Origin of the sequence: Paracoccus sp. ME4, assembly GCF_046736325.1 — a bacterium.
Classification (GTDB): domain Bacteria; phylum Pseudomonadota; class Alphaproteobacteria; order Rhodobacterales; family Rhodobacteraceae; genus Paracoccus.
On sequence record NZ_CP151276.1, the window covers coordinates 2,847,699 to 2,871,416 of the forward strand.

Here is a 23,718-nt window from a genome sequence, read left to right on the forward strand (position 1 = left end):
GCCCCTTTCCATGGCGAGCTGACGCAGCGATCAGGCGTTGGCCTCTTCGGCCTTCTCGTCGATCTCGGCTCCGGTCTCCTGGTCGACCATCTTCATGCCCAGACGGACTTTGCCGCGATCGTCGAAGCCCAGCAGCTTGACGCGGACCTCCTGGCCCTCCTTCAGGATCTCGTTGGGGTGACCCAGACGGCGGTTGGCGATCTGGCTGACATGGACCAGCCCGTCGCGCTTGCCGAAGAAGTTCACGAAGGCGCCGAAATCGACCAGCTTCACGACCTTGCCGACATAGACCTTGCCCTCCTCGGGCTCGGCCACGATCGAATAGATCATGTCATAGGCCTTCTTGATCGAATCGGCATTGGCCGAGGCGATCTTGATGATGCCGTCATCGTTGATGTCGACCTTGGCACCCGAGACCTCGACGATCTCGCGGATGACCTTGCCGCCCGAACCGATCACTTCGCGGATCTTGTCGGTCGGGATCTGCATCGTCTCGATGCGCGGCGCGTGGGCGCTGAACTCGCGACGGCCTTCGGTCAGGGCGCTGCCCATCTCGCGCAGGATGTGCAGACGGCCGTCCTTGGCCTGGGCCAGGGCCTGCTCCATGATCTCGGGCGTGATGCCCGCGACCTTGATGTCCATCTGCAGCGACGTGATCCCGTTCTCGGTCCCCGCCACCTTGAAGTCCATGTCGCCCAGGTGATCCTCATCGCCCAGGATGTCGGTCAGCACCGCGAAGCGGCCATCGTCCTCCAGGATCAGGCCCATCGCGACGCCGGCGACCGGCGCCTTGAGCGGCACGCCCGCATCCATCATCGACAGCGACCCGCCGCAGACCGACGCCATCGAGGACGAACCGTTCGATTCGGTGATCTCGGACACGACGCGGATGGTGTAGGGGAAGTCCGTCGCCGCGGGCAGAACCGCCTGCAGCGCGCGCCAGGCCAGCTTGCCATGACCAATCTCGCGGCGGCCGGGGCTGCCCACGCGACCCACTTCGCCGACCGAATAGGGCGGGAAGTTGTAATGCAGCAGGAAGTTCGAGCGCGAATTGCCGTGCAGCGCGTCGATGATCTGTTCATCATCGCCGGTGCCCAGTGTGGTCACGACCAGCGCCTGCGTCTCGCCGCGGGTGAACAGCGACGATCCGTGCGTGCGCGGCAGGATGCCGACTTCGCTGACGATCGGGCGGACGGTCTTGGTGTCGCGGCCGTCGATTCGGGCGCCGCCGCTGATGATGTCACCGCGCAGGATGCCCGATTCCAGCTTCTTCAGCGCCGAACCCAGGTTGGCATCGGCCAGCTCGTCCTCGGTCAGACCGGCCTTCACCTTGTCCTTGGCGGCGGCGATGGCGTCCTGACGCTCGGACTTGTCGCGGATGGCGTAGGCGGCGCGCATGTCGGCCTCGCCCAGCGTCTTCACGCGGTTGTAGAGCGCGCTGTAATCCGGCGACTGGAAGTCGAAGGGCTCCTTGGCGGCTTCCTCGGCCAGGTCGATGATCAGGTCGATCACCGGCTTGATCGCGTCATGGCCGAACTTGACGGCGCCCAGCATCTCCTCCTCGGTCAGCTCGTAGGCTTCCGATTCGACCATCATCACCGCGTCGGCGGTGCCGGCGATGACCAGGTCCAGACGCTGCTCGGGGTTGTTGCGCAGCTGGTCCATGTCCTGGACCTCGGGGTTCAGCACGTATTCGCCATTGGCGAAGCCGACGCGCGCACCCGCGATCGGACCCATGAATGGCACGCCCGAGATGGTCAGCGCGGCGCTGGCGGCGATCATCGCGACGATGTCGGGATCGTTGACCAGGTCGTGCGACAGCACGGTGCACATCACCAGCACTTCATGCTTGAAGCCGGGGGCGAACAGCGGGCGGATCGGCCGGTCGATCAGGCGCGCGGTCAGCGTCTCCTTTTCCGACGGGCGCGCCTCGCGCTTGAAGAAGCCGCCCGGGACCTTGCCGGCGGCATAGTATTTTTCCTGGTAATGCACCGTCAGCGGAAAGAAGTCCTGTCCGGGCTTCGGCGCCTTCGCGAAGGTGACGTTGGCCATGACGCTGGTCTCGCCAAGGGTGGCGATGACGCTGCCGTCGGCCTGACGGGCAACCTTGCCCGTTTCCAGCGTCAGGGTTTCCTGGCCCCACTGGATCGATTTCTTCACTTCGTCAAACATCTGATGTCCTCAAGGGGTGCACCGGCCCTCCGGCCACCCATGTCATATGGCGACCCCATTGCCGCCGCCCCTATCCTTTGCATGTGCCCCGGGGCCGGGCCTCACGTCGCAGATGACGGGGACATACAGGAAATCGCCCGATTTGGAAAGGGCGGCGACGGATGCGCCGAAGCCCGCCGGGCCATGCCTCGGCGGGGCGGTCGATCAGGCGGCGGTGGGCGCGCGACGCTCCGAGACCGGCGGAACCGCCGCCTCGGTCTGCGCCGGACGGAACAGGTCGGGCAGTGCGCCGTAGCCCGTCCTGGCAAGGTCCAGAAGGCGGTCGCGGCGCAGCTGCGCCTCGGCGAAATCGCGCGCCTGCGCCTCCTCGTCAGGGCGCGGCCCATCGACGATGACGATGGTCTCGACCACCGGCCGCAACGTGATGGGTGCCTCGGCAGCGGTCGGCGTTGTCCGGGGAGCGGCAGGCTTCGCCGTGTCCGAACGTCCGGCGGCGGCACGGGCCATCGTGTCGGGGTCGTAGCCCGCCTCGGCCTGCGGGGTCGGATCGGGCTGGACCGGAACGGCCCGCTCCTCGGCGGGCACGGGCTGGATCTGCGGGGCGGGCGCGGTCTCCTGCGGCTGCTTCGGCGGGGCGCTGCCGGCGGCCGGTGCGGCGTTCCCGCGCCAGCCGCTGGTAAGGGCACTGATCAACATATCGACTCTCCTGCTGTGATGGCAGGCTGTTAACGTTTCATTCACCAAGCGATCCAGAAGACGGTCCTGAAAGTTTTAGCGATTCCCGCAGGGCGTCGAAGCCCGGCGGATGCCGGCCGGACCGGGCACTCCTGGCAGCATATTGATTCGACTTTGATTCTTTCGCCCCGCCGATCACGGCGTGGCACCGGGCCGCCGCCCCGCCCCCCGGCAACCTGCACGAAAGGACAGCCCTGCCCCGCAACGCAAGACGCCCGCGACAGGGTCGCGGGCGTCAGGACGTTCCAGGGCGGCGGTCTTAGCGACGCAGGCCCAGCTTGGCGATCAGCGCGGTGTAGCGCGCCTCTTCCTTCTTCTTCAGGTAGTCCAGCAGCTTGCGGCGCTGCGCGACCATCATCAGAAGACCACGACGCGAGTGGTTGTCCTTCTTGTGCGACTTGAAGTGCTCGGTCAGCGTGGCGATGCGCGACGAGAGGATCGCGACCTGCACCTCGGGCGAACCGGTATCGCCTTCCTTGGTGCCGAATTCCTTGATGACGCGGGCTTTTTCTTCAACGGTGATCGACATCGGGATCTCCTTTCGGAACAGGGGTGAGGGCGCAGGCCGGGATGTCGTCCAGCAAGGTCCATGGAACACCGCCCGGGCCGGATGCCCGGCGGATGCGCGCGTCTAGCGCATCGGCGCGCGGATGGAAAGCCCGTTCAGCCCCCCAGGGGCACGATGCGCACATCCTCCAGCCGCAGCCCGGCGGGGTTCAGCAGCCGCCCGACGGCCTGGCCGTTCAGCTCCAGCAGGGTCGTGCCGTCGTCGTCCTCGCGCAGGCTGATCGTGGCGTCGGCGGCCAGGGCTGCGTCGACATGCACCTCCAGCCGGTCGTGATCGCCGTCGAAATCCGCCAGGGTGGGAAAGCCCTCGGGCGTCACGCGCAGCTGGAACAGGTCGTCGCCGTCATTCCCCGAGGCGAAGTCGTTGGCGCCGGGCATCAGCGTGTCGTTCCCCTCGCCGCCGTTCATCCAAACGGTCTCGGGGCCGTCATGGCCGATCAGCACGTCATCGCCGCGCCCGCCGTCCAGATCGTCCGACCCAGCGGTCGAAACCAGGACGTCGTTACCGTCATGCCCGGACAGCATGTCATTGCCCGCGCCCCCGAACAGCGTGTCGTTCCCCTCGCCCCCCAGCAGCGTGTCGTCGCCGTCATCGCCGAACAGCAGGTCGTCGCCGCCCTGCCCGGCCAGCAGGTCGTCGCCCGCCCCGCCATAAATCACGTCGTTGCCGCCCGGCCCGTAGACCGCATCGCCCTGCACCCAGTCGTCACCGTCCCCGGCCTCGATCGTGTCGTCGCCCAGACCACCGCGCAGGTCGTCATCTCCGCCATGCCCGCGAATCAGGTCGTGGCCGGTCGTGCCCATCAGGATGTCCAGATCGTCGGACCCCTCGATCAGCGCGTCGATGCTGTCGTCGTCGGGCTCCGGCTCGGGCTCAGGTTCGGGCTCCGGCTCCGGCTCCGGCTCCGGCTCATCGGGATCGCCCGGCATGATCGGGGGAAGGCTGGGCTCCTCCTCTCCCGCGCCATCGGTCGGGTCCTCGGCATCCTCGTCCTCGCGCGCGCCGGCGGACATGCCGCCCACATCGGCCATCAGCCCGGCCATCAGCACGCCCAGAATACCGCCCAGAATGATCATCGCCCCGATCCCGCCCGTGCCCGGCACCATGCCGCAGAAGGACAGGATACCGCAGCCCGGGACAGCCCAGAACGCAAAAGTTGATAAAACCTTAACGCGACCGGCCGCCGCGACCGGCGGGCATGAAAAAACCCGCCCTTTCGGGGCGGGTCGTCGTCTTCGCGTGACCTGCCGGTCGCCCGGCCAGGACCCCGGCTCAGCCCTGGCGGGCCTTGAAGCGGCGGTTGGTCTTGTTGATCACGTAGATGCGGCCCTTGCGGCGCACGACCTGGCAGTCGCGGTGCCGGCTCTTGAGCGAGCGGAGCGAGTTGCGAACCTTCATCGGTTTTCTCCATCGTCGCGGCGCGTCGCAGCCGCATTGGAAAACGAAATGCCCCCGACGAGCGGCCTGGGGCGGCGAAAGAATGGTGGGCGGTACTGGGATCGAACCAGTGGCCACTACGATGTCAACGTAGTGCTCTACCGCTGAGCTAACCGCCCGATGTCCTTGGCGACTGTCGCGCGGCCTCTTGCAAGGCCCTGCGGCAACCCCCTCGGTCCGCGTGTCTATACCGGGGGCATCGGGGGGATTCAAGACCTATCCGCGTGCTATTTTTCGGGTTTATATGCAGGGGACGCGACGGATGCCGAGGCCCGCCTTGCAACAGCCCGACCTGCCCTATGTGCTGAACCGTCCCCGCCACTGGGCATCCGGGGTGATCTTCGCGTCGCCCCATTCCGGGCACGACTATCCCGACTGGTTCCTGCAGGGAACGCGCCTTCCGGTGCCGGTGCTGCGCTCGTCCGAGGACGCCTTCGTAGACCGGCTGATCGCGCCCGCCACGGATTTCGGGGCGGTCACGCTGGCCGCGCGCATCCCGCGCTGCATCGTGGACCTCAACCGCGGCGCGGACGAGATCGACCCGCTGGTGGTGCGCGGCGTGCCGCGCCATCCGCTGAACCAGCGCACCCTGGCCGGGCTGGGGGTGATTCCCCGCGTGGTCAGCCAGGGCCGGGTCATCCACGACCGGCCCATCGACCGGGCCGAGGCCGACCACCGGATCGACGCCTGCTGGCGGCCCTATCATCAGGCGCTGGCCGGGCTGATTGCGCAGGCGCGCGCCCGATTCGGCCGGGCGATCCTGATCGACATGCATTCCATGCCCCATGACGCGCTGAGCCACCTGCAGGGCGCGCGCCCGGACATGGTGCTGGGCAACCGCCACGGCCTGTCGGCGGCGGCGCGAATCTCGGATGCGGTGGCCTTAGCCGTCGAGGCGCAGGGCTGGCGGCTGCGCCGGAACTCGCCCTTCTCGGGGGCCTATATCTGTTCGGCCTACGGACGGCCGGCGCAGAACGTCCATGTCGTCCAGCTGGAGATCGACCGCTCGCTCTATATGAACGAAGCCACGATCACGCCGCGCGCGGACTTCGACGACTTCGCGGCGCGCATGGCGCAGGTGATCGGGCGGCTGGCCACGCTGGAGGCCGACCCCGCGGGCGACCGGATCGCGGCCGAGTGAGCGGCGCCTTCCACGGCGCCAAGCTTTGGCTGACGCTGGACGGAACCATGCTGACCTGTCTGCGCGACGACCGCCCCGACCTGCCCTTCCCGGCGCATTGGGACCTGCCCGGCGGCGGGCGCGAGGGGGACGAATCGCCCCTCGCCTGCGCGCTGCGCGAGATGGAGGAAGAGTTCGGCCTGACCTTGGACCCCGCGACGCTGACGGGCCGCGCCTTCCGCTCCCATGCCGATCCGGCGATGCGATCCTGGCTGTTCGCCGGGCCGATCGACGCGGCGCAGGTCGCCGCGATCCGATTTGGCTCAGAAGGCCAGGAATGGCGCATGATGCCGGTGAACGACTATCTGGCCCATCCGCACGCGATTGCGCATTTCTGCCGCTGGATCACCGCGATGCGGCGATGACGGCGCGGGTCAGCGGGCGAAGGCTGTCGCCCTTGACCGCCCAGCTGGTCGCAAAGGCGAAGGTCGCCGCCGTCTCCAGCCAGAAGACCGGGCGCAGGCGCGCCAGCGTATCGTCCAGGCCGGTGGCAAACAGCAGCCCGATCAGGCCGATGCTGACGATGATCGTCCAGCCGCAGATGCGATAGATGCGGTTCGACGCGGCCTTTTCCGGGCCGTCCACGGTGCCCCTGACGAACAGCACCAGGCAGAACACTGCCAGCGCGGCAAAGAACAGCCCCGCCGCGACGACATGGATCAGCGCCGACAGGCCCGGACCCGCGATGCACTCCAGCGCGGTGCAGGGACCGTCCGGCCCGTCGGTGGGAACCAGGGCCACCAGCGCGATGGAGACCGCCGCCAGCCGCGCCATGGCCTTGTCGGTGATCCATTCGCCCGCATCGGGGCGGAACCCCTCATAGCTCCACAGGAACACGGCCTGCGCGATCAGCGTGCCGACCAGGACCTCGCGCATCGGAGAATAGTAATAGGCCGAGATGCTGGTCCGCAGCGGCTCGGGCCACAGCACCGCATAGGCGATCAGCGCCAGCGGCAGGAAGAACCCCAAGGCGCCGATGGCGCGGCGCACCGCCAGGAAGGACAGGACCAGCTCGTTGCGGACCTTCTGCGCGCCGCCGTCGTCACCCATCGCCACCCCCGCGTTTCGCGCCATGCTGGGACGCGGGGGCGTGGGGCGTCAAGCCAGTTCGGCCAGGATCGCCTGCGCCGCCGCGCGCGGATCGGCGGCCTGCCAGATCGGGCGGCCCACCACGATGTGGTCGACCCCGGCGGCGATGGCCGATGCGGGCGTCTCGACCCGCTTCTGGTCGCCCAGGGCGCTGCCCGCGGGGCGCACGCCCGGCGTCACGATCAGGCGCGATCCCGGCAGGGCGCGGATGTCGGCGGCCTCGCGCGGGGAGCAGATGATGCCGTCGGCCCCCGCCTCGAAGGCGCGGGCGGCGCGTTCCACGGTGATGTCGTGCAAATCGCCCGCCTGCATCAGCCCCGCGTCCAGGTCGGCACGGTCCAGCGAGGTCAGGATAGTCACGCCCAGGATCTTCAGGTTCGACCCCGCGGCCCCCTGCTTGGCCGCCGCCACCACATGCGGGTCGCCATGCACGGTCAGGAAATCCAGATCGAACTGCGCCAGCCCCCGCACCGCGGCCTCGACGGTCGCGCCGATGTCGAACAGCTTCATGTCCAGGAAGATGCGCTTGCCGTGCTCCTGCTTCAGCTCGTTGGCCAGGGCCAGGCCGCCGCCGGTCAGCATGCCCAGCCCGATCTTGTAGAAGCCCACGGCGTCGCCCAGGCGTCCCGCCAGGTCCAGCCCCGCCACGGCATTCGGCACGTCCAGCGCCACGATCAGCCGGTCATCCATCACGCATCCCCTTCTTTGTTCCGCGGGCCTTATGACACGCTTGAAACCACCCCGCGACCCCCCCAAATCTGATCCATCAGACCCGGACCGGGGCGTGCCTGCCACAGGGCGCCACCACCACGGGGGCTTTGCACAAGGAGAAGACCGATGAACATGGAGAAGTTCACGGAACGGTCGCGCGGCTTCCTGCAATCCGCCCAGACCATCGCGATCCGCGAGAATCAGCAGCGCGTGATGCCCGAGCATCTGCTGAAGGCGCTGATGGACGACGACCAGGGACTGGCCTCGAACCTGATCACCCGTGCGGGCGGCGACGCCAAGCGCGTGCGCGAGGCGGTGGATGCCGCCGTGGCGAAACAGCCCAAGGTCAGCGGGTCGGGCAGCGGTCAGGTCTATGTCGACCCCACGCTGGTGCGCGTGCTGGACGAGGCGGAGTCCGTGGCCAAGAAGGCCGGCGACAGCTTCGTGCCCGCCGAACGGGTGCTGATGGCGCTGGCCATGGTCAACACGAACGCCCGCGACGCGCTGGCCGCGGGGTCGGTCAACGCGCAGGCGCTGAACGCCGCGATCAACGACATCCGCAAGGGGCGCACCGCCGACACGGCCTCTGCCGAGGACAGCTATGAGGCGTTGGAGAAGTATGCCCGCGACCTGACGGCGGCCGCGCGCGACGGCAAGATCGACCCGATCATCGGCCGCGACGAGGAGATCCGCCGCGCCATGCAGGTCCTGTCGCGGCGCACCAAGAACAACCCCGTCCTGATCGGCGAACCCGGCGTCGGCAAGACCGCCATCGCCGAGGGCCTCGCGCTGCGCATCATCGACGGCGACGTGCCGGAATCCCTGCGCAACAAGCGGCTGATGGCGCTGGACATGGGCGCGCTGATCGCGGGCGCGAAGTATCGCGGCGATTTCGAGGAGCGGCTGAAGTCGATCCTGAAGGAGATCGAGACCGCCGCTGGCGAGATCATCCTGTTCATCGACGAGCTGCACACGCTGGTCGGTGCGGGCAAGGGCGACGGCGCGATGGATGCCGCCAACCTGATCAAGCCTGCGCTTGCGCGGGGCGAGCTGCATTGCGTCGGCGCGACCACGCTGGACGAATACCGCAAGTATATCGAGAAGGACGCGGCCCTGGCCCGGCGCTTTCAGCCCGTGCTGGTCGAGGAGCCGACGGTCGAGGACACGATCAGCATCCTGCGCGGCATCAAGGAGAAGTACGAGCTGCACCACGGCGTGCGGATCAGCGACGCGGCCCTGGTCGCGGCGGCGACGCTGTCGCATCGCTACATCACCGACCGCTTCCTGCCCGACAAGGCCATCGACCTGATGGACGAGGCGGCCAGCCGCCTGCGCATGGAGGTCGACAGCAAGCCCGAGGAGCTGGACCAGCTGGATCGCCAGATCCTGCAGCTGCAGATCGAGGCCGAGGCGCTGAAGAAGGAGGATGACGCGGCCTCCAAGGACCGGCTGGAACGGCTGGAGAAGGACCTGTCCGGCCTGCAGGAGCGCAGCGCCGAGATGACCGCCCGCTGGCAGGCGGAACGCGACAAGCTGCAGGGGTCGCGCGACCTCAAGGAGCAGCTGGACCGCGCCCGCGCCGACCTGGATCAGGCCAAGCGCGAGGGGAACCTGGCCCGCGCCGGAGAGCTGTCCTATGGCATCATCCCCGGTCTGGAGAAACAGCTGGCCGAGGCCGAGCAGGGCGACGGTCTGATGGTCGAGGAGGCCGTCCGCCCCGAGCAGATTGCCGAGGTCGTCGAACGCTGGACCGGCATCCCCACCGCCAAGATGCTGGAGGGCGAGCGCGACAAGCTGTTGAAGATGGAGGAGCAGATCGGCAAGCGCGTGATCGGCCAGCAGGAGGCCGTCACCGCGGTGTCGAACGCCGTCCGCCGCGCCCGTGCGGGGCTGAACGACGAGAACCGGCCGCTTGGCAGCTTCCTGTTCCTTGGCCCCACCGGCGTGGGCAAGACCGAACTGACCAAGGCGCTGGCCGAATACATGTTCGACGATGACAGCGCGATGGTCCGCATCGACATGTCCGAGTTCATGGAAAAGCATTCCGTGGCCCGGCTGATCGGCGCGCCTCCGGGCTATGTGGGTTACGACGAGGGCGGCGTGCTGACCGAGGCCGTGCGGCGGCGTCCCTATCAGGTGATCCTGTTCGACGAGGTCGAAAAGGCGCATCCGGACGTCTTCAACGTGCTGTTGCAGGTGCTGGACGACGGGGTGCTGACCGACGGCCAGGGCCGGACGGTGGACTTCAAGCAGACGCTGATCATCCTGACCTCGAACCTGGGCTCTCAGGCGCTGTCGCATCTGCCCGAGGAGGCGGATGCGTCGGACGCCCGCCATCAGGTGATGGAGGCGGTGCGCGGCCATTTCCGCCCCGAATTCCTGAACCGCCTGGACGAGATCATCATCTTCCGCAGGCTCTCGCGGACGAACATGGACGGGATCGTCACGGTGCAGATGGCGCGGCTGGAAAAGCGCCTGGCGGGGCGCAAGATCACGCTGGACATGGACGACGCGGCGCGGATGTGGCTGGCCGATCAGGGCTACGACCCGGTCTTCGGCGCGCGCCCGCTGAAGCGCGTGATCCAGCGCGCCCTGCAGGACCCGCTGGCGGAACTGCTGCTGTCGGGTGAGGTCATGGACGGATCGACCGTGCATGTCAGCGCGGGGCCGGACGGGTTGCTGGTCGGCAACCGCGTGGGCCAGGCCGGGCCGCGGCTTGGCGCGATCGGCGAAGGCCCACGCCCGCCGATCCACTAAGGAAGACGGCCCCCGGAGCGATCCGGGGGCCGTTTCCGTCAGGGCATCTCGGCCAGGAAGGCCTTGACCAGCGCCGCCGAATTGTCGGAGGCCAACGACATGAAGACGCCCATCTCGTTCTCGCCCTCGCCGCCGCCGGCCAGGTCCGACAGCGAGCGGAAGGCGATGAACGGCACCTGGTTCGCCCAGGCCACCTGCGCCACGGCGGCCGATTCCATGTCGACCACCTGCGCCTCGAAGGTCGTGGACAGCCAGTCGCGCACCCCGGCATTGTCCATGAAGGACGACCCCGACACGCCGTTTCCGCCCACCCGGATCCGCGGCGCGGTGGTCAGGCAGTCGTTCTGGGCATTGCAGTCGGCCAGATCGGTCGCCTCGGCCACGCGGGCGGCGACCTCCAGCAGGGCCGGGTCGGCGGGAAACCAGAACCGCGTCTCGGGCTCGCCCCGGTCCGAGGCCACGGTCGTCTCGCGCGTGTAGATCATGTCATAGTTCGGAAAGGGCGATTCCAGGAACCCCGGCAGGGCGAAGCCCTCCTCGGTCCGGCGCGCCATGACCGTCTCCAGCCACTGGCCCCACTGGTCCGCCACGACCACGTCGCCGATGTTCAGCGCCGGATCGACCCCGCCCGCGATGCCCGAGAACACGATCGCCTCGATGTCGAACCGCTCCAGCGCCATCTGGGTGGTCATGGCCGCGTTGACCATCGACACGCCCGACAGGAACAGCACGACCTCCTGCCCCGACAGGGTGCCCGTCATGAACTCGGTGCCGTTGATGGTCCGGGTCTCGGCGCCCTCCAGATCGGCCTGCAGGCTGATCCATTCCGGCTCGAAGGCCGACATGACGGCGATGCGGGGCGTGTCGTTCAAGGTCTGCGCGGCCAGGGGCGCGGCGCTGAGCATCAGGGCAAGGGCGGGACGGATCATGGGGCGGGCCTTTCACGATATGCAATTCCGCCCCCGGCTTACGCTGCGGCACCCGCGATGGCCAGTGCCGCCGCCCTGTCGCCGCGTCACGGCTTGCCCGTTGCCCAAGGCGCGGGCATCGTGGCGCAAATCCAAGGGAGATCATCCATGCTGCCACCGATCCTGCAGGGCCTGCGCATTCCGGTCGTCGCCTCACCCATGTTCATCGTCTCGGGGCCCGACCTGGTCATCGCGCAGTGCAAGGCGGGCATCGTCGGCAGCTTTCCGGCGCTGAACGCCCGCGAAAAGGACGGCGAGCCGTCCATGCTGGACGCTTGGCTGACCCGGATCGAGGAGGAGCTGGACCGTCACAACCAGGCGAACCCCGACCACCCCGCCGCCCCTTTCGCGGTCAACCAGATCGTCCATCGCAGCAACGCCCGGCTGGAGCGCGACATCGAGATCTGCCACCGCCACAAGGTGCCGATCTGGATCACCTCGCTTGGCGCGCGGGTCGAGGTGAACCAGGCCGCCCATGACTGCGGCGGCATCGCGCTGCATGACATCATCAACAACATGTTCGCGAAGAAGGCCATCGAGAAGGGCGCCGACGGCCTGATCGCGGTGGCCGCCGGCGCGGGGGGCCATGCCGGGCCGCAATCGCCCTTCGCCCTGATCCAGGAGATCCGGGAGTGGTTCGACGGGCCGCTGCTGCTGTCGGGCTCGATCGCCACCGGGCGCGCGGTGCTGGCGGCGCAGGTGATGGGGGCGGATCTGGCCTATATCGGCAGCCCCTTCATCGCGACCGAGGAGGCGAACGCCCAGCCCGACTACAAGCAGATGATCGTGGACAGCACGGCGGAGGACATCGTGACATCGTCGCTGTTCACGGGCGTGTCGGGCAATTATCTGGCGCCGTCGATCCGCAAGGCGGGGCTGGACCCGGAGAACCTGGCGGGGGCCGATGCCAGCGCGATGAACTTCGGCAGCGGGTCGTCGAAGCCCAAGGCCTGGTCCACCATCTGGGGCGCGGGCCAGGGCATCGGCGCGGTGCGGTCGGTGGAACCGGCGGGCGCGCGCATCGACCGGCTGGCGGCGGAATATCAGGCCGCGAAAGAGGCCGTTTCGCGCCTGTGACCTTTGCGGAAGGGCGGGGCGCTTCCCATATAGGGGATCGAACCGCCCATTCGTGGAGGAAACGATGGCCTATGAGAAAACCCCCGACGCGATCGCCCGGCTGACCCCGGAGCAGTATCGCGTCACCCAGGAGAACGGCACCGAACGGGCCTTCACCGGCGAATACGACCACCATTTCGAACCGGGCCTCTATGTCGATGTCGTCTCGGGAGAGCCGCTGTTCGTCAGCGCGGCGAAATACGATTCGGGCTGCGGCTGGCCGGCCTTTACCAAGCCGGTGGAGGGCAACGTGACCGAGCATCGCGACACCAGCCACGGCATGGTCCGGGTCGAGGTGCGTTCGAGGCACGGCGACAGCCATCTGGGCCATGTCTTCCCCGACGGTCCGCGCGACCAAGGGGGGCTGCGCTACTGCATCAACTCGGCCTCGCTGCGTTTCGTGCCCAAGGACCGGATGGAGGCCGAGGGTTACGGCGAGTATCTGGCGCAGGTCGAGGAGGCGCATCATGGCTGAGCGCGCGGTTCTGGCGGGCGGCTGCTTCTGGGGGATGCAGGATCTGATCCGGCGGCTGCCGGGGGTGGTCTCGACCCGGGTGGGCTATAGCGGCGGCGATGTGGCGCATGCGACCTATCGCAACCACGGCGATCACGCCGAGGCGATCGAGATCATGTTCGACCCGGACCTGATCACCTATCGGCGGCTGCTGGAGTTCTTCTTCCAGATCCACGACCCCTCGACGGCGAACCGTCAGGGCAACGATATCGGGCGCAGCTATCGCTCGGCCATCTACTACGTCGACGAGGCGCAGAAGCAGGTCGCGCTGGACACGATCGCGGATGTGGATGCGTCGGGCATCTGGCCGGGACGGGTGGTGACCGAGGTCGAGCCGGTGGGCGATTTCTGGGAGGCCGAGCCCGAGCATCAGGATTATCTGGAGCGGTTCCCCAACGGCTATACCTGCCATTTCCCGCGCCCCGATTGGGTCCTGCCCAAACGCGACGCGGCCGAGTGAGGCACGGGCGCCCCGGAACAAGGGTTCCGGGGCGCTTTGCGCGTCCCGCGACGGCCGGGGGGCTGCCGCCCCCCGGACCCCCCGCCCACCGCGTTAAGGCTGCGGTGGTCAGGAACGCGGCGGCTTGACGCGGAACACAGCACAGTAGAGCGCCGGCACGAAGACCAGCGTGACTAGCGTGCCGGCGATGATGCCGCCCATCATCGCATAGGCCATCGGCCCCCAGAACACCTGCCGCGAGATCGGGATCAGCGCCAGCGACGCGGCCGCAGCCGTCAGCAGGATCGGGCGCGCCCGGCTGTCCGAGGCCTCGAACACGGCATCCCACTGGCTGCGGCCCTTTTGCAGCAGTTCTTGGATCTCGTGGACCAGGATGACCGAGTTGCGGATCAGGATGCCGATCAGCGCCAGGATTCCCAGGATCGCCACGAAGCCCATCGGCACGCCGAAGGGCACCAGCACCGCCACCACGCCGATCAGGCCCAAGGGGGCGGCGGCGATCACCACCAGCGACATCCGGAAGCTCTGCATCTGCGCCATGACCAGCACGGCCATGATCAGCAGCATGACCGGCACCACGGCGGCGATGGGCGCCTGGCTGTCGGCCGAGCTCTCCACGCTGCCGCCGACCTCGACGCGGACGTCCGGGGGCAGGGTCGCCTGATACTCGGCCACCTGGCCCGCCAGCGCGGCGACCAGGGTCGCGGGCTGGTCGGCGGTGGCGATGGCGGCCTTGACCGTCACCGTGGGCAGGCCGTTCCGCTGCATGATCAGCGGTTGTTCGGAGCCGTATTCCAGCGTCACCAGCGCGGCCAGCGGCACCACCCGCCCGTCGGGCAGGTTCAGCTGCAGGTTGCGGATCGACGCCAGCGACTGGCGGTCATCAGCCTGGCCCCGCGCGACCACGTCGATCAGGAAGATGTCGTCGCGCAGCTGCGTCACGCCCGCCCCGCTGAACAGCGCCGACAGGGCCTGGGCGATGTCCGCGCTGGTCACGCCCAGCTGGCGGGCCTGGTCCTGGTCGACGACCAGCCGGACCATGCGTGCGGGCTCGTTCCAGTCCAGGGCGATGTCGCGCAGGCGCGGCTCGGTCGCCATGACGGTGGCCAGGCCCCGGGCCGCGTCGCGGGCGGCGTCGCTGTCGGGGCTGCTGACGCGGTACTGGACCGGCTTGCCGACCGGCGGGCCGATCTCCAGGTTCTTCACGTAGATATCGACGCCGGGGAATTCCTCGGCCGCCAGCGCGTTCAGCCGCGCCTTGACGCGGTCGCGCGCGGCCAGGTCGGGGGTCTGGATCACGATCTGGCCCATGTTCGGACCCGCCGTCGGCACGTCCATCGACAGCACGAAGCGCGGCGCCCCCTGCCCCACATAGGAGGTCCAGAACAGCACGTCGTCATCGCCGGCAAGGCTTGCCTCAAGCCGGTCCATGTCTGCGCGGGTGCGCGCGATGGAGGCGTTCTGGCGTTCGGTGATGTCGACCAGCACCTCGGTCCGGTCGGAGGTGGGGAAGAACTGCTGCTCGACGAAGCGCATGCCCCAGACCGAGGTCGCGAAGATCGCCAGCGTCACGGCGATGGTCAGCCATTTCAGCCGCATCGCCGCCCGCAGCAACCCGTGGAAGGCGCGGCGCAACCGGCCCGGCCCCTTGTGGGCATGGCCCATGTCGGCCCGCAGGAAGGTCACGCCCAGCAGCGGCGCGAACAGCACGGCCACGATCCAGGACACGATCAGCGACACCGCGATGACCACGAACAGAGAGAAGGTGAACTCGCCCGCGGCCGAGCTGTTCAGCCCTATGGGGATGAAGCCCGCGACCGTCACCAGCGTGCCGGTCAGCATCGGGAAGGCGATGGAGGTCCAGGCATAGCTGGCCGCATCGGTCAGCGATTCGCCGATCTCCAGGCGCGAGATCATCGTCTCGATGGCGATCATCGCATCGTCGACCAGCAGGCCCAGGGCGATGATCAACGCGCCAAGCGAGATCCGTTGCAGCGTGATGCCGTAGAGGTCCAGGATCACGAAGGTGATCGCCAGGCACAGCGGGATGGTCAGCGTCACCACCAGCCCCGCCCGCAGTCCGAGGCTGATGAAGCTGACGACCAGGACGATGGCCACGGCCTCGGCCAGGGCCTTGACGAAATGGCCCACGGCGTCCTCGACCACATGCGGCTGGTCAGCGAACTTGGCCATCTCGATGCCGATGGGCAGGTCGGCGGCGATGCCCTCCATCAGCGCCTCCAGTTCGGCCCCGAACTCCAGGATGTTGCCGCCCTTGCGCATGCCCACCTGCAGGCCGATGGCGGGCTGGCCGTTGTAGCGGAACAGCGATTGCGGCGGGTCCTGATAGCCGCGAGTGACCGTCGCCACGTCGCCGAGGTTGAAGAACCGCTCTCCGACGCGCAGGTTCACCGCCTCGATGGAGGCGGCGTCGTCGAACTGGCCGCCCACACGGACCAGGATGCGCTCGGGGCCCGCCTCGATCACTCCGGACGGCGCGATGGCGTTCTGCTGGGCCAGGGTCTGGATCACCTGCGACTGGTTCAGCCCCAGGGCCGCCAGCCGCGCGGCGGAGAACTCCAGGAAGACCTGCTCGTCCTGCACGCCCAGAAGCTCGGTCTTGCCGGCCGCGTCCAGCGCGGAGACCTGCCGCCGGATCGCCTCGACCCGGTCGCGCAGCTCGCGCGGCGTGAACCCGTCGGCGGTGAAGGCGTAGATGTTGCCGAACACGTCGCCGAAATTGTCGTTGAACTGAAAGCCCGCGAATTCCTGCGGGAAATCAGGGCGTATGTCGCCCATCATCTGGCGCACGCGCTTCCAGACCTCGGGGACGGCAGGGCCGCGGATGGTCGGGTCCAGCTCGACATAGACGACCGCCTGACCCGGCGTGGTGACGGAGCGGGTGAAGTCCAGCTCGTCCAGCTCCTCAAGCTTGGTCTCGATCCGGGTGGTGACCTGCTTCAGCGTCTCGTCGATGGTAGCGCCGGGCAGGGCCGCGCCGATGATCATCGTCTTGATCGTGAAGTCCGGGTCCTCCTCGCGGCCCAAGTTCAGATAGCTGATGGTGCCCGCGATCATCGACACGATCAGCAGGAACCACACGAAGCTGCGATGCTTCAGCGCCCAGTCGGACAGGTTGAAGCGGGTCTTGGGGGTGCTCACGGCTCCAGCCTCCGGCCGACGGGCTGGCCGGGGGCCAGGGAATTGACGCCGCGGATCACGACCTCGTCGCCCGCCTCCAGCCCCCGCGTGATGGACACGCGGCCGCGGAAGGGGGCGGCGGCCTCGACCGCGACCGGATCGACGCGCGCGCCCGCATCGCTGCGGGTGACGCGCCAGACGGTGCTGACGCCGTCGCGGGTGACGATGGCCTCGGCCGGCAGCGACAGGGAGGGCGCGTCGACCGAGCCGAAGCGCGCCCGGACCAGCGCGCCCAGCCGGAAGGGCGTGTCGGGCGGCAGGGTCAGATACAGGCGTCGGGTGCGGGTCGCGCTGTCGGCGATGGGGTCGATGCGGTCCAGCACGGCGGTGACCTCGGTCTGCGGGTCGCTGCGCTGCCAGACGGTGAAGACCGCGCCGGGGCCAAGCCCGACCAGCGCGGATTCGGGCAGGTCGATCACCACCTCGGGGGTGTTCTCGGCCGAAAGCTGCAGCACCGGCGCGCCTGCGCCCACCACCGCGCCCGGCGCCTCATAGACGGCGCTGACCACCCCGGCAAAGGGCGCGGTCATGCGTGCGAAGCCTTCGGCATCCTCGGCCTGCAGCAGCTCGGAGCGGGCCTGATCGGCGGCGGCGGTCGCGGCGCTGGCGGCCTGCTGGGCCTGCTCCAGCTGCGCGGCGGAGGCCACGTTGCGCGCGGCCAGGGCCTGCGTGCGCTCCAGCGTGGCGCGGGCGGTGCGCTCCTGCACCTCGGCCGCGTCCAGGGCGGCGCGCGCGGCCCGCACCGTCGCGGCCAGATCGTCGGTCGAGAGCTGCGCCAGCAGGTCCCCGGCCGCGACCTTGTCGCCCAGATCGACGGGCCGCGCGATCATCCGGCCCAGCGCCTGAAAGCCCAGCTGCACCTGCGTGCGCGCCGCGACCATGCCCGGAATCCAGCGCGCGTCCAGACCGCGGTCGTCCACGATGACGCTGACCACGGGGCGCGGCGGCCCCTCGACCGCGGCAGGCTCCTCGCCGAAGGACAGCCAGCCGGGCAGCGACAGCGCCGCCGCGGGCCCCGCCGCCAAGGCCAGCATCAGCGCGATCATCCCCGCCCTCATGGCGCATCCTCCGCGACGGGCCGCACCTTGCGCCCCGGATAAAGCAGCTGCGATCCCTCGCCCACCACCCGCTGCCCCTCGCTCAGCCCGTCGGACAGCAGGATCACCCCGTCTCCGAAATGGCCGATGGTGACCGGGGTCAGGGCGACGCGATCCTCCTCGTCCAGGGTCCAGACCGCGGGCCGGTCGCCGGTCCGCATCAGCGCGGTCCACGGCACGGCGACGCCCTGATCCAGCTCCATGGCCAGATGTCCGCGCACAGACGCGCCCAGCAGCGCGGTCTGGCCCGGCGCATCGTCGATGCGGGCGCGCACGGTAACGGTGCCGGTCTGGGGGTCGATCAGCGGCGAGACCTCGGTGACGCGGCCGGTCATCTCCGGGCCCGCGATGTCCAGCGTCTCCAGCCGGACCTCGCGGCCCAGGACCCCGCGCAGCAGCGCATCGTCGGGGGCCTGGAACACCGCCTCGAGGCCGGGCAGCGCGGCCAGGCTCAGGGCCGGCTGCGCCGCCGCGACGACCTGGCCGGGGGCGATCTGCTTGGCGGTGACGACGGCCTCGGAGGGCGCGCGCAGCACGGTATCGTCCAGCGCCCGACGCGCCTGATCGGCGGCCGATTCGGCGCGCTCCAGCCCGCCCTCGGCCTGCGACAGCGCCTGGTCGGCCTGATCGGCGGCCGCCCGCGTGCCGACCCCGCGCGCCAGCAGCGCCTCGGCCCGCTCCTGTGCCTGGCGGGCCTGCTCGACCGCGGCGCGGGCGGCGGCCAGTCCCGCATTGGCGACGTTCAGCGCCTGATCCTGCTGGACCGCGTTCAGCCGCGCCAGGGGCTGGCCTTCGGCGACCCGGTCGCCCTCGGCCACCAGCACCTCGGTCACGCGCCCGCCCTGCCGGAAGCCCAGCTCCAGCGTGTCCACGGCCTCGATCTGCCCCGAGAGCTGCATGTCCAGCGCCAGCGGTTCGGACCGCGCGGTGACCACGGTGACCAGCAGGTCCTGCGCGACCGCCGGGAACGGTCCCGCCAGCACGGCCATCAGGACAAGAAGATGGACAGGCTTCGGCATGGGACCCCCGGCGCAACAGATCGTACCGATCTGTGAGCGCTTTCGAACTTTTTGAAAAGCCCCCTTCCCTCAGGTCACCGCCGCCTTGCGGTGGAATGACGCGTCGTCCCAGCTGCCCTCGCGCAGGATGCGGGCCAGAACCTCGACCGCGCGGGCCACGTCGTCCAGATCGTTGTAGAGCGGCGCGAACCCGAACCGCAGCACGTCAGGCGCGCGGAAATCGCCCACCACCCCCGCCGCGATCAGCGCCTGCATGACCGCATAGCCCTGCGGATGACGGAACCCCACCTGCGACCCGCGCCGCGCCGGGTCGCGCGGGCTGTTCAGGACCAGATCGGGGCAATGCGCCTCGACCCCCGCGATGAAGGCCTCGGTCAGCTCAACGGAACGCGCGCGCAGCGCGCCCATGTCGACGTCATCCCAGATGTCCAGCGACGCCTCCAGCGCGCTCAGCGCGATGACCGGGGGCGTCCCCACGCGCATCCGCTCGATCCCCGGCGCGGGGCGGTATTCCTGGTCGAAGGCAAAGGGCGCGGCATGGCCCATCCAGCCCTGCAGGATCGGCTCGGCCTGTTCGGCATGGCGCGGATGGGTCCAGATGAAGGCCGGCGCCCCCGGCCCGCCATTCAGGTATTTATAGGTGCAGCCCACCGCGAAATCGGCATCCGCCCCCAGCAGATTCACGTCCACCGCCCCCGCCGAATGGGCCAGATCCCAGATGGCCAGCGCGCCCGCCTCATGCGCCCGCGCGGTCAGGGCGGACATGTCGTGGCGGCGACCGGTGCGGTAATCGACCTCGGTCAGCATCAGCACCGCCAGATCGGGGCCGATGGCCGCCTCGACCTCCTCGGGGGCCACGACGCGTAGGGTCGCGCCCAGGGCGCGCCCGATCCCTTCCGCGACATAGAGGTCCGACGGAAAGTTGCCGCTGTCCGACAGGATCACCCGGCGGTCGGGCCGCAGGGCCAGGGCCGCGCTCAGCGCCTGGAACACCTTGATGGACAGCGTGTCGCCCATGACGACCTGGCCCTCGCCCGCGCCGATCAGCCGGGCGATGCGGTCGCCGACCTTGCGCGGCTGGACATACCAGCCCGCCCTGTTCCAGCCGGTGATCAGCATCTCCGACCATTCGTCAGTCATCATCGCGGCCACCCGATCGGCGGCGGCGCGGGGCATCGGCCCCAGCGAATTGCCGTCCAGATAGGTCATGCCGTCCGGCAGGTGGAACGCGGCGCGGGTCTTGGTGAAATCGGTCATCATGGGCTCCCTCTTGACGCGACGATAGCGCCGCGATTGGCTGCCCGAAAGAGGGGGAACCATGCTCTATCAGATCACCGATTGGGACGATGCCTATGCCAATGGCGCGCATATCCCGAACGCCGACAGCTACGTCCCGCGCTGGACCGAGGCGGCCGCGGCCTTCCGCGCCGCCCATCCGCCGCAGGAGCTGGGCCGGGGGCACCTGTTCCTGCCGGAGGGAGACCCGCGCGGGCTGATGGTCTTCATCCATGGCGGCTACTGGATGCGCTTCGATCCGACGCTCTGGTCGCATCTGGCGGGCGGCGCGCTGGCGGCGGGCTGGGCCTGCGCGATGCCCGGCTATCCCTTGGCACCGGATGCGCGCATTGCGGACATGACCCGCATCGTGGCCGACCAGATCACGGAGGCCGCAGGCCGCGTGGCGGGGCCGGTGGCGCTGAGTGGCCATTCGGCGGGCGGGCATCTGGCGGCGCGGATGATCTGTCCGGGCGTCCTGCCCGATGCGGTGGCGGCGCGCGTCACGGCCTGCGTGCCCATCTCTCCGCTGACCGACCTGCGCCCGCTGATGCGCACGGCGATGAACGACACGCTGCACCTGGACGCGGCCGACGCGGCATCCGAAAGCCCCTCCCTTCTGGAACCCCGCGCGGGCATCCCGGTCACCACCTGGGTCGGCGGGGCCGAAAGGCCGGAATTCATCCGCCAGGCGCGGCTGCTGGCGGATGTCTGGGCGGGGCTGGGGGCGGCGACGGACTGCGTCATCGACCCCGGCCGCCACCATTTCGACGTGATCGAGGCGCTGGCGGACCCCGCCAGCCCCCTGATGCGCCGCCTGCTGGATCAGAGCGGCTTGCGATAGTCGAACTCGTCGGGGTCCGGACCGGTGCGATGTCCCCGGTCCAGCGCGTCGATGGCCGACATCTCCTCGGGCGTCAGGGTGAAGTCCAGCACGTCGAAGTTCTCGGCAAGCCGTTCGGGCTTCTCCGACTTCGGAATGACCGACAGCCCGTGCTGGATGTGCCAGCGCAGGATCACCTGCGCCACCGTCCGCCCCGTGCGCGCCGCCGCGTCGCGGATCGCGGGCGCGTCGAAACTGTCGCCGCGCCCCAAAGGGGTCCAGCTCTGCGTTACGATGCCCAACTGCTTGTTCACCGCCCGCATGTGCTCCTGCGTCAGGGACGGGTGCAGCTCGATCTGGTTCAGCGCGGGGGCGACGCCGGTCTCGTCGATCAGGCGCCGCAGATGCGGCTCGTGGAAGTTCGCGACGCCGATGGACCGCACGCGCCCCTCGTCGCGCAGGCGGATCAGCGCCTTCCACGTCTCGACATAGGCGTCCAGCGCCGGCAGCGGCCAGTGGATCAGGTAGAGGTCCAGGTAATCCAGCCCCGACCGCTCCATCGTCGCGTCAAAGGCCCGCAGCGCCGCGTCATGGCCCTGCGCGTCGTTCCACAGCTTGGAGGTGACGAAGATCTCGTCCCGCGCCACGCTGCTGTCGCGGATGCCCGCGCCCATGCCGCGCTCGTTCTTGTAGGCCGCCGCGCCGTCGATCAGCCGGTAGCCCAGGCGCAGCGCCTCGGCCACGACGGCGGGGGTGGCCGCATCCTCGATCTGCCAGATGCCGGTGCCCAGCTGGGGCATGGAGCGGCCGTCGTTCAGGGTCATCATCGGTTGGGTCATGGTGTCGTCCTTTCGGCTTCGGCCCACCCAACGCGCCGCGCCCCGCGGCGGGTTCATGCGACAAAATCACCCGTCCGTGCGCCGGTCAGCGCCAGAAGCCGGTCGGGCGCGATGGAAAAGACATGGCGCGGCGTTCCCGCCGCCGCCCAGACCTGCGCGAAATCCGCCAGACGCGGGTCCCAGAAGGCCCGCACCGGCGACAGATGCCCGACGGGCGCGACCCCGCCGATGGCAAATCCCGTCCGCGCGCGCACCAGCGCCGCATCCGCCCGGCCCAGCGCCTCGCCCGCCAGCGCCGCGGCCTTGGCCGGATCGACCCGGTTTCCGCCAGCGGTCAGGAACAGCAGGACGGTGTCGCTGTCGGTGCCGTGAAAGATGATCGACTTGGCGATCTGGTCCAGCGCGCAGCCCACCGCATCGGCGGCGTCAGTGGCGGTGCGGGTGCTGCCCGGCATCTCGCGGATCTCCGCCGCGACCCCCGCCGCATCCAGGGCCGCGCGGACCCGTTCCAGACTGTCGCTCATCCCCGAACCTCCCTTGCCGCCCGGACCCTAGCGGGCGTGCCGCCCGCGTGGAACCCCCCGCCCCTGCGGCGGTTGTGCGGGATGCGGCCCCTTCGCCGCGAAAGGCGCCTCATGGATCAACCGGTCATCCCCTTCGACCTTGCCCGGATGTTTCTGGGCGAGCATCCCCCGCTGTTCTATGCCGAGATCCTGGTCCGCACCCTGCTCATCTATGTCTATGCGCTGCTGATGATCCGCTGGATCGGCGGGCGCGGCGTGGCGCAGCTATCGATGGTCGAGTTCCTGCTGGTCATCGCCCTGGGGTCCGCCGTGGGCGACGCGATGTTCTATCCCGACGTGCCGCTACTGGCCGCGATTGCGGTCATCACCACGGTCGTGGCGCTGAACAAGGTGCTGGACCGGCTGATCGTGCGCTTCGACCGCGCCAAGCGGGTGATCGACGGGCGGCCCATCGCGTTGGTCCTCGATGGGCGCATCCTGTCCGACGTGGCCGGCCATCGCGACCTGGGCCTGGCCGAGATCAAGGCGATGCTGCGCCTGGCGGGCGTGTCGAACCTGGGAGAGCTGCGCGCCGCCTATCTGGAGGCGGGGGGCGGCCTGTCGGTCTTCCGCCGCGCCGTGCCGCAGCCGGGCCTGTCGCTGCTGCCGCCCGAGCATCTGCTGAACGGTCCGCCCGCCCCGGCAAAGGCGCTTGCGATGAACGGTCAGACATGCTGTTCCCTCTGCGGTGCGCCCTCGGGCGCGCAGATCATCGCCACCCGTGCGCGCTGTCCCGATTGCGGGGGCCGCATGTGGCAGGCGCCCGAATGGCCCGAAGGGGCCGACAGCGCCCAAGGCGGCGCCAAACCGATGGAGTAAGCCATGAAGGTCTTCACGCTGGTGGTCGAACTGGGCAGGCGCGCGGGCGACGGGCTGCCCAAGGGCGCGACCGGGGCGGGGCTGGTCTGCTATGCCGCCGGCCATGACGAACCCGAGGCCGTGCGCGAGACCGTGGCCATCCTGAAGCAGGCCGAGATGGCCCCCCTGGACGTCACCGGCTACGGCACGCTGGAGGAGCGGCTGGCCGAGGGCCATGAGATCGACGAGGCCGAGCGCGCGTTGATGGAGCGCGCCCTGGCCGAGAACGCCGTCATCATCGCCCAGATGACCCCGTGGTTCGGCGAGGCGCCGGACCCGGAATCGCTGCTGCATTAACCGTGCTACCCAAGCGGGAAAGCTTGGTCTAGACTGCCG

At 69.3% G+C, this 23,718-nt stretch carries 23 protein-coding genes and 1 tRNA gene; 9 read left to right on the forward strand and 15 right to left on the reverse strand.

Annotated elements, in window-relative coordinates; all coding sequences use genetic code 11:
* Window positions 1–30: 30 nt before the first annotated feature.
* The 6 genes from pnp to AACG61_RS14560 form a co-directional block, all read right to left on the reverse strand.
* Window positions 31–2,172 carry a polyribonucleotide nucleotidyltransferase gene (pnp, locus tag AACG61_RS14535; RefSeq protein ID WP_411837815.1) on the reverse strand — a complete coding sequence of 714 codons (2,142 nt, stop codon included), beginning with the start codon at window positions 2,170–2,172 and terminating at the stop codon, window positions 31–33.
* Window positions 2,173–2,376: 204 nt separating this feature from the next.
* Complete coding sequence (locus AACG61_RS14540; protein WP_411837816.1) at window positions 2,377–2,868, reverse strand: hypothetical protein; 492 nt, start codon at window positions 2,866–2,868, stop codon at window positions 2,377–2,379.
* A 298-nt stretch (window positions 2,869–3,166) separates the two neighbouring features.
* Entirely contained in the window at window positions 3,167–3,436 is a 270-nt protein-coding gene (gene rpsO / locus AACG61_RS14545; RefSeq protein WP_303343488.1) for a 30S ribosomal protein S15, read from the reverse strand.
* A 134-nt stretch (window positions 3,437–3,570) separates the two neighbouring features.
* Window positions 3,571–4,551: a calcium-binding protein gene (locus tag AACG61_RS14550; protein WP_411837817.1), complete on the reverse strand. Its 981-nt coding sequence runs from the start codon at window positions 4,549–4,551 to the stop codon at window positions 3,571–3,573.
* 196 nt (window positions 4,552–4,747) lie between these two features.
* The gene (ykgO, locus tag AACG61_RS14555) at window positions 4,748–4,873 is read right to left on the reverse strand and encodes a type B 50S ribosomal protein L36 (protein WP_042245282.1); all 126 of its coding nucleotides are present in this window, start codon (window positions 4,871–4,873) and stop codon (window positions 4,748–4,750) included.
* A gap of 83 nt (window positions 4,874–4,956) precedes the next feature.
* Window positions 4,957–5,031 (reverse strand) — tRNA-Val (locus tag AACG61_RS14560).
* 158 nt (window positions 5,032–5,189) lie between these two features.
* Here AACG61_RS14560 and AACG61_RS14565 point away from each other — a divergent pair.
* Together AACG61_RS14565 and AACG61_RS14570 are read left to right on the forward strand one after the other, a co-directional pair.
* Window positions 5,190–6,053 (forward strand): N-formylglutamate amidohydrolase, encoded by an 864-nt coding sequence (locus AACG61_RS14565; protein WP_411837818.1) that lies wholly within the window; start codon window positions 5,190–5,192, stop codon window positions 6,051–6,053.
* Window positions 6,050–6,457 carry an NUDIX hydrolase gene (locus tag AACG61_RS14570; protein WP_411837819.1) on the forward strand — a complete coding sequence of 136 codons (408 nt, stop codon included), beginning with the start codon at window positions 6,050–6,052 and terminating at the stop codon, window positions 6,455–6,457. Before AACG61_RS14565 ends, AACG61_RS14570 begins: the two co-directional genes overlap by 4 nt.
* Here the strand turns inward: AACG61_RS14570 and AACG61_RS14575 are convergent.
* Window positions 6,438–7,166, reverse strand: coding sequence for a DUF998 domain-containing protein (locus tag AACG61_RS14575; protein WP_411837820.1), 729 nt, complete (start codon window positions 7,164–7,166; stop codon window positions 6,438–6,440). The two genes, AACG61_RS14570 and AACG61_RS14575, sit on opposite strands and share 20 nt — an antisense overlap.
* Window positions 7,167–7,190: 24 nt before the next feature.
* Window positions 7,191–7,871, reverse strand: a complete 681-nt coding sequence (gene pyrF, locus AACG61_RS14580; RefSeq protein WP_411837821.1) for an orotidine-5'-phosphate decarboxylase — start codon at window positions 7,869–7,871, stop codon at window positions 7,191–7,193.
* A gap of 147 nt (window positions 7,872–8,018) precedes the next feature.
* Between pyrF and clpB the strand changes: the two genes are divergently transcribed.
* Entirely contained in the window at window positions 8,019–10,649 is a 2,631-nt protein-coding gene (clpB, locus tag AACG61_RS14585) for an ATP-dependent chaperone ClpB (protein WP_411837822.1), read from the forward strand.
* Window positions 10,650–10,687: 38 nt separating this feature from the next.
* Here the strand turns inward: clpB and AACG61_RS14590 are convergent, their stop codons facing one another.
* Complete coding sequence (locus tag AACG61_RS14590) at window positions 10,688–11,578, reverse strand: 5'-methylthioadenosine/S-adenosylhomocysteine nucleosidase (RefSeq protein ID WP_411837823.1); 891 nt, start codon at window positions 11,576–11,578, stop codon at window positions 10,688–10,690.
* Between the two features lie 147 nt (window positions 11,579–11,725).
* Between AACG61_RS14590 and AACG61_RS14595 the strand changes: the two genes are divergently transcribed.
* The 3 genes from AACG61_RS14595 (at window position 11,726) to msrA (ending at window position 13,707) form a co-directional block, all read left to right on the forward strand.
* Window positions 11,726–12,694: an NAD(P)H-dependent flavin oxidoreductase gene (locus AACG61_RS14595; protein WP_411837824.1), complete on the forward strand. Its 969-nt coding sequence runs from the start codon at window positions 11,726–11,728 to the stop codon at window positions 12,692–12,694.
* Between the two features lie 64 nt (window positions 12,695–12,758).
* A complete protein-coding gene (msrB, locus tag AACG61_RS14600) occupies window positions 12,759–13,208 on the forward strand; it encodes a peptide-methionine (R)-S-oxide reductase MsrB (RefSeq protein ID WP_411837825.1) in 450 nt (149 codons plus the stop codon).
* A complete protein-coding gene (gene msrA, locus AACG61_RS14605) occupies window positions 13,201–13,707 on the forward strand; it encodes a peptide-methionine (S)-S-oxide reductase MsrA (RefSeq protein WP_411837826.1) in 507 nt (168 codons plus the stop codon). Before msrB ends, msrA begins: the two co-directional genes overlap by 8 nt.
* A 108-nt stretch (window positions 13,708–13,815) precedes the next feature.
* Here the strand turns inward: msrA and AACG61_RS14610 are convergent, their stop codons facing one another.
* The 4 genes from AACG61_RS14610 to kynU form a co-directional block, all read right to left on the reverse strand.
* Window positions 13,816–16,869 (reverse strand): efflux RND transporter permease subunit, encoded by a 3,054-nt coding sequence (locus tag AACG61_RS14610; RefSeq protein ID WP_411837827.1) that lies wholly within the window; start codon window positions 16,867–16,869, stop codon window positions 13,816–13,818.
* Window positions 16,866–17,966, reverse strand: a complete 1,101-nt coding sequence (locus tag AACG61_RS14615; protein WP_411837828.1) for an efflux RND transporter periplasmic adaptor subunit — start codon at window positions 17,964–17,966, stop codon at window positions 16,866–16,868. The genes AACG61_RS14610 and AACG61_RS14615 overlap by 4 nt, the downstream gene beginning before the upstream one ends.
* Window positions 17,963–19,024: an efflux RND transporter periplasmic adaptor subunit gene (locus tag AACG61_RS14620; RefSeq protein WP_411837829.1), complete on the reverse strand. Its 1,062-nt coding sequence runs from the start codon at window positions 19,022–19,024 to the stop codon at window positions 17,963–17,965. The genes AACG61_RS14615 and AACG61_RS14620 overlap by 4 nt, the downstream gene beginning before the upstream one ends.
* 69 nt (window positions 19,025–19,093) lie before the next feature.
* Window positions 19,094–20,281, reverse strand: coding sequence for a kynureninase (kynU, locus tag AACG61_RS14625; RefSeq protein ID WP_411839537.1), 1,188 nt, complete (start codon window positions 20,279–20,281; stop codon window positions 19,094–19,096).
* A 61-nt stretch (window positions 20,282–20,342) separates the two neighbouring features.
* On the opposite strand from kynU, the gene AACG61_RS14630 reads away from it, so the two are divergent.
* Window positions 20,343–21,143 (forward strand): alpha/beta hydrolase, encoded by an 801-nt coding sequence (locus AACG61_RS14630; protein WP_411837830.1) that lies wholly within the window; start codon window positions 20,343–20,345, stop codon window positions 21,141–21,143.
* Here AACG61_RS14630 and AACG61_RS14635 read toward each other — a convergent pair.
* Window positions 21,125–21,961: an aldo/keto reductase gene (locus AACG61_RS14635; protein WP_411837831.1), complete on the reverse strand. Its 837-nt coding sequence runs from the start codon at window positions 21,959–21,961 to the stop codon at window positions 21,125–21,127. The two genes, AACG61_RS14630 and AACG61_RS14635, sit on opposite strands and share 19 nt — an antisense overlap.
* A 53-nt stretch (window positions 21,962–22,014) precedes the next feature.
* On the reverse strand, window positions 22,015–22,485 hold the full coding sequence (locus AACG61_RS14640) for a YbaK/EbsC family protein (protein WP_411837833.1): 471 nt from the start codon (window positions 22,483–22,485) through the stop codon (window positions 22,015–22,017).
* A gap of 111 nt (window positions 22,486–22,596) precedes the next feature.
* On the opposite strand from AACG61_RS14640, the gene AACG61_RS14645 reads away from it, so the two are divergent.
* Together AACG61_RS14645 and AACG61_RS14650 are read left to right on the forward strand one after the other, a co-directional pair.
* Window positions 22,597–23,343, forward strand: a complete 747-nt coding sequence (locus AACG61_RS14645) for a DUF421 domain-containing protein (RefSeq protein ID WP_411837834.1) — start codon at window positions 22,597–22,599, stop codon at window positions 23,341–23,343.
* A 3-nt stretch (window positions 23,344–23,346) separates the two neighbouring features.
* Window positions 23,347–23,679, forward strand: coding sequence for a hypothetical protein (locus tag AACG61_RS14650; protein ID WP_411837835.1), 333 nt, complete (start codon window positions 23,347–23,349; stop codon window positions 23,677–23,679).
* The last annotated feature ends 39 nt before the right edge of the window (window positions 23,680–23,718 follow it).

Coding starts and splice junctions, on each gene's coding strand:
- ykgO (WP_042245282.1), bottom strand. CDS start 4,873: ATGAAGGTTCGCAACTCGCTCCGCTCGCTCAAGAGCCGGCACCGCGAC.
- AACG61_RS14615 (WP_411837828.1), bottom strand. CDS start 17,966: ATGAGGGCGGGGATGATCGCGCTGATGCTGGCCTTGGCGGCGGGGCCC.
- AACG61_RS14630 (WP_411837830.1), top strand. CDS start 20,343: ATGCTCTATCAGATCACCGATTGGGACGATGCCTATGCCAATGGCGCG.
- pnp (WP_411837815.1), bottom strand. CDS start 2,172: ATGTTTGACGAAGTGAAGAAATCGATCCAGTGGGGCCAGGAAACCCTG.
- AACG61_RS14640 (WP_411837833.1), bottom strand. CDS start 22,485: ATGAGCGACAGTCTGGAACGGGTCCGCGCGGCCCTGGATGCGGCGGGG.
- AACG61_RS14620 (WP_411837829.1), bottom strand. CDS start 19,024: ATGCCGAAGCCTGTCCATCTTCTTGTCCTGATGGCCGTGCTGGCGGGA.
- AACG61_RS14595 (WP_411837824.1), top strand. CDS start 11,726: ATGCTGCCACCGATCCTGCAGGGCCTGCGCATTCCGGTCGTCGCCTCA.
- AACG61_RS14635 (WP_411837831.1), bottom strand. CDS start 21,961: ATGACCCAACCGATGATGACCCTGAACGACGGCCGCTCCATGCCCCAG.
- AACG61_RS14645 (WP_411837834.1), top strand. CDS start 22,597: ATGGATCAACCGGTCATCCCCTTCGACCTTGCCCGGATGTTTCTGGGC.
- pyrF (WP_411837821.1), bottom strand. CDS start 7,871: ATGGATGACCGGCTGATCGTGGCGCTGGACGTGCCGAATGCCGTGGCG.
- clpB (WP_411837822.1), top strand. CDS start 8,019: ATGAACATGGAGAAGTTCACGGAACGGTCGCGCGGCTTCCTGCAATCC.
- rpsO (WP_303343488.1), bottom strand. CDS start 3,436: ATGTCGATCACCGTTGAAGAAAAAGCCCGCGTCATCAAGGAATTCGGC.
- AACG61_RS14540 (WP_411837816.1), bottom strand. CDS start 2,868: ATGTTGATCAGTGCCCTTACCAGCGGCTGGCGCGGGAACGCCGCACCG.
- AACG61_RS14590 (WP_411837823.1), bottom strand. CDS start 11,578: ATGATCCGTCCCGCCCTTGCCCTGATGCTCAGCGCCGCGCCCCTGGCC.
- msrA (WP_411837826.1), top strand. CDS start 13,201: ATGGCTGAGCGCGCGGTTCTGGCGGGCGGCTGCTTCTGGGGGATGCAG.
- AACG61_RS14550 (WP_411837817.1), bottom strand. CDS start 4,551: ATGATCATTCTGGGCGGTATTCTGGGCGTGCTGATGGCCGGGCTGATG.
- msrB (WP_411837825.1), top strand. CDS start 12,759: ATGGCCTATGAGAAAACCCCCGACGCGATCGCCCGGCTGACCCCGGAG.
- kynU (WP_411839537.1), bottom strand. CDS start 20,281: ATGACCGATTTCACCAAGACCCGCGCCGCGTTCCACCTGCCGGACGGC.
- AACG61_RS14575 (WP_411837820.1), bottom strand. CDS start 7,166: ATGGCGCGAAACGCGGGGGTGGCGATGGGTGACGACGGCGGCGCGCAG.
- AACG61_RS14650 (WP_411837835.1), top strand. CDS start 23,347: ATGAAGGTCTTCACGCTGGTGGTCGAACTGGGCAGGCGCGCGGGCGAC.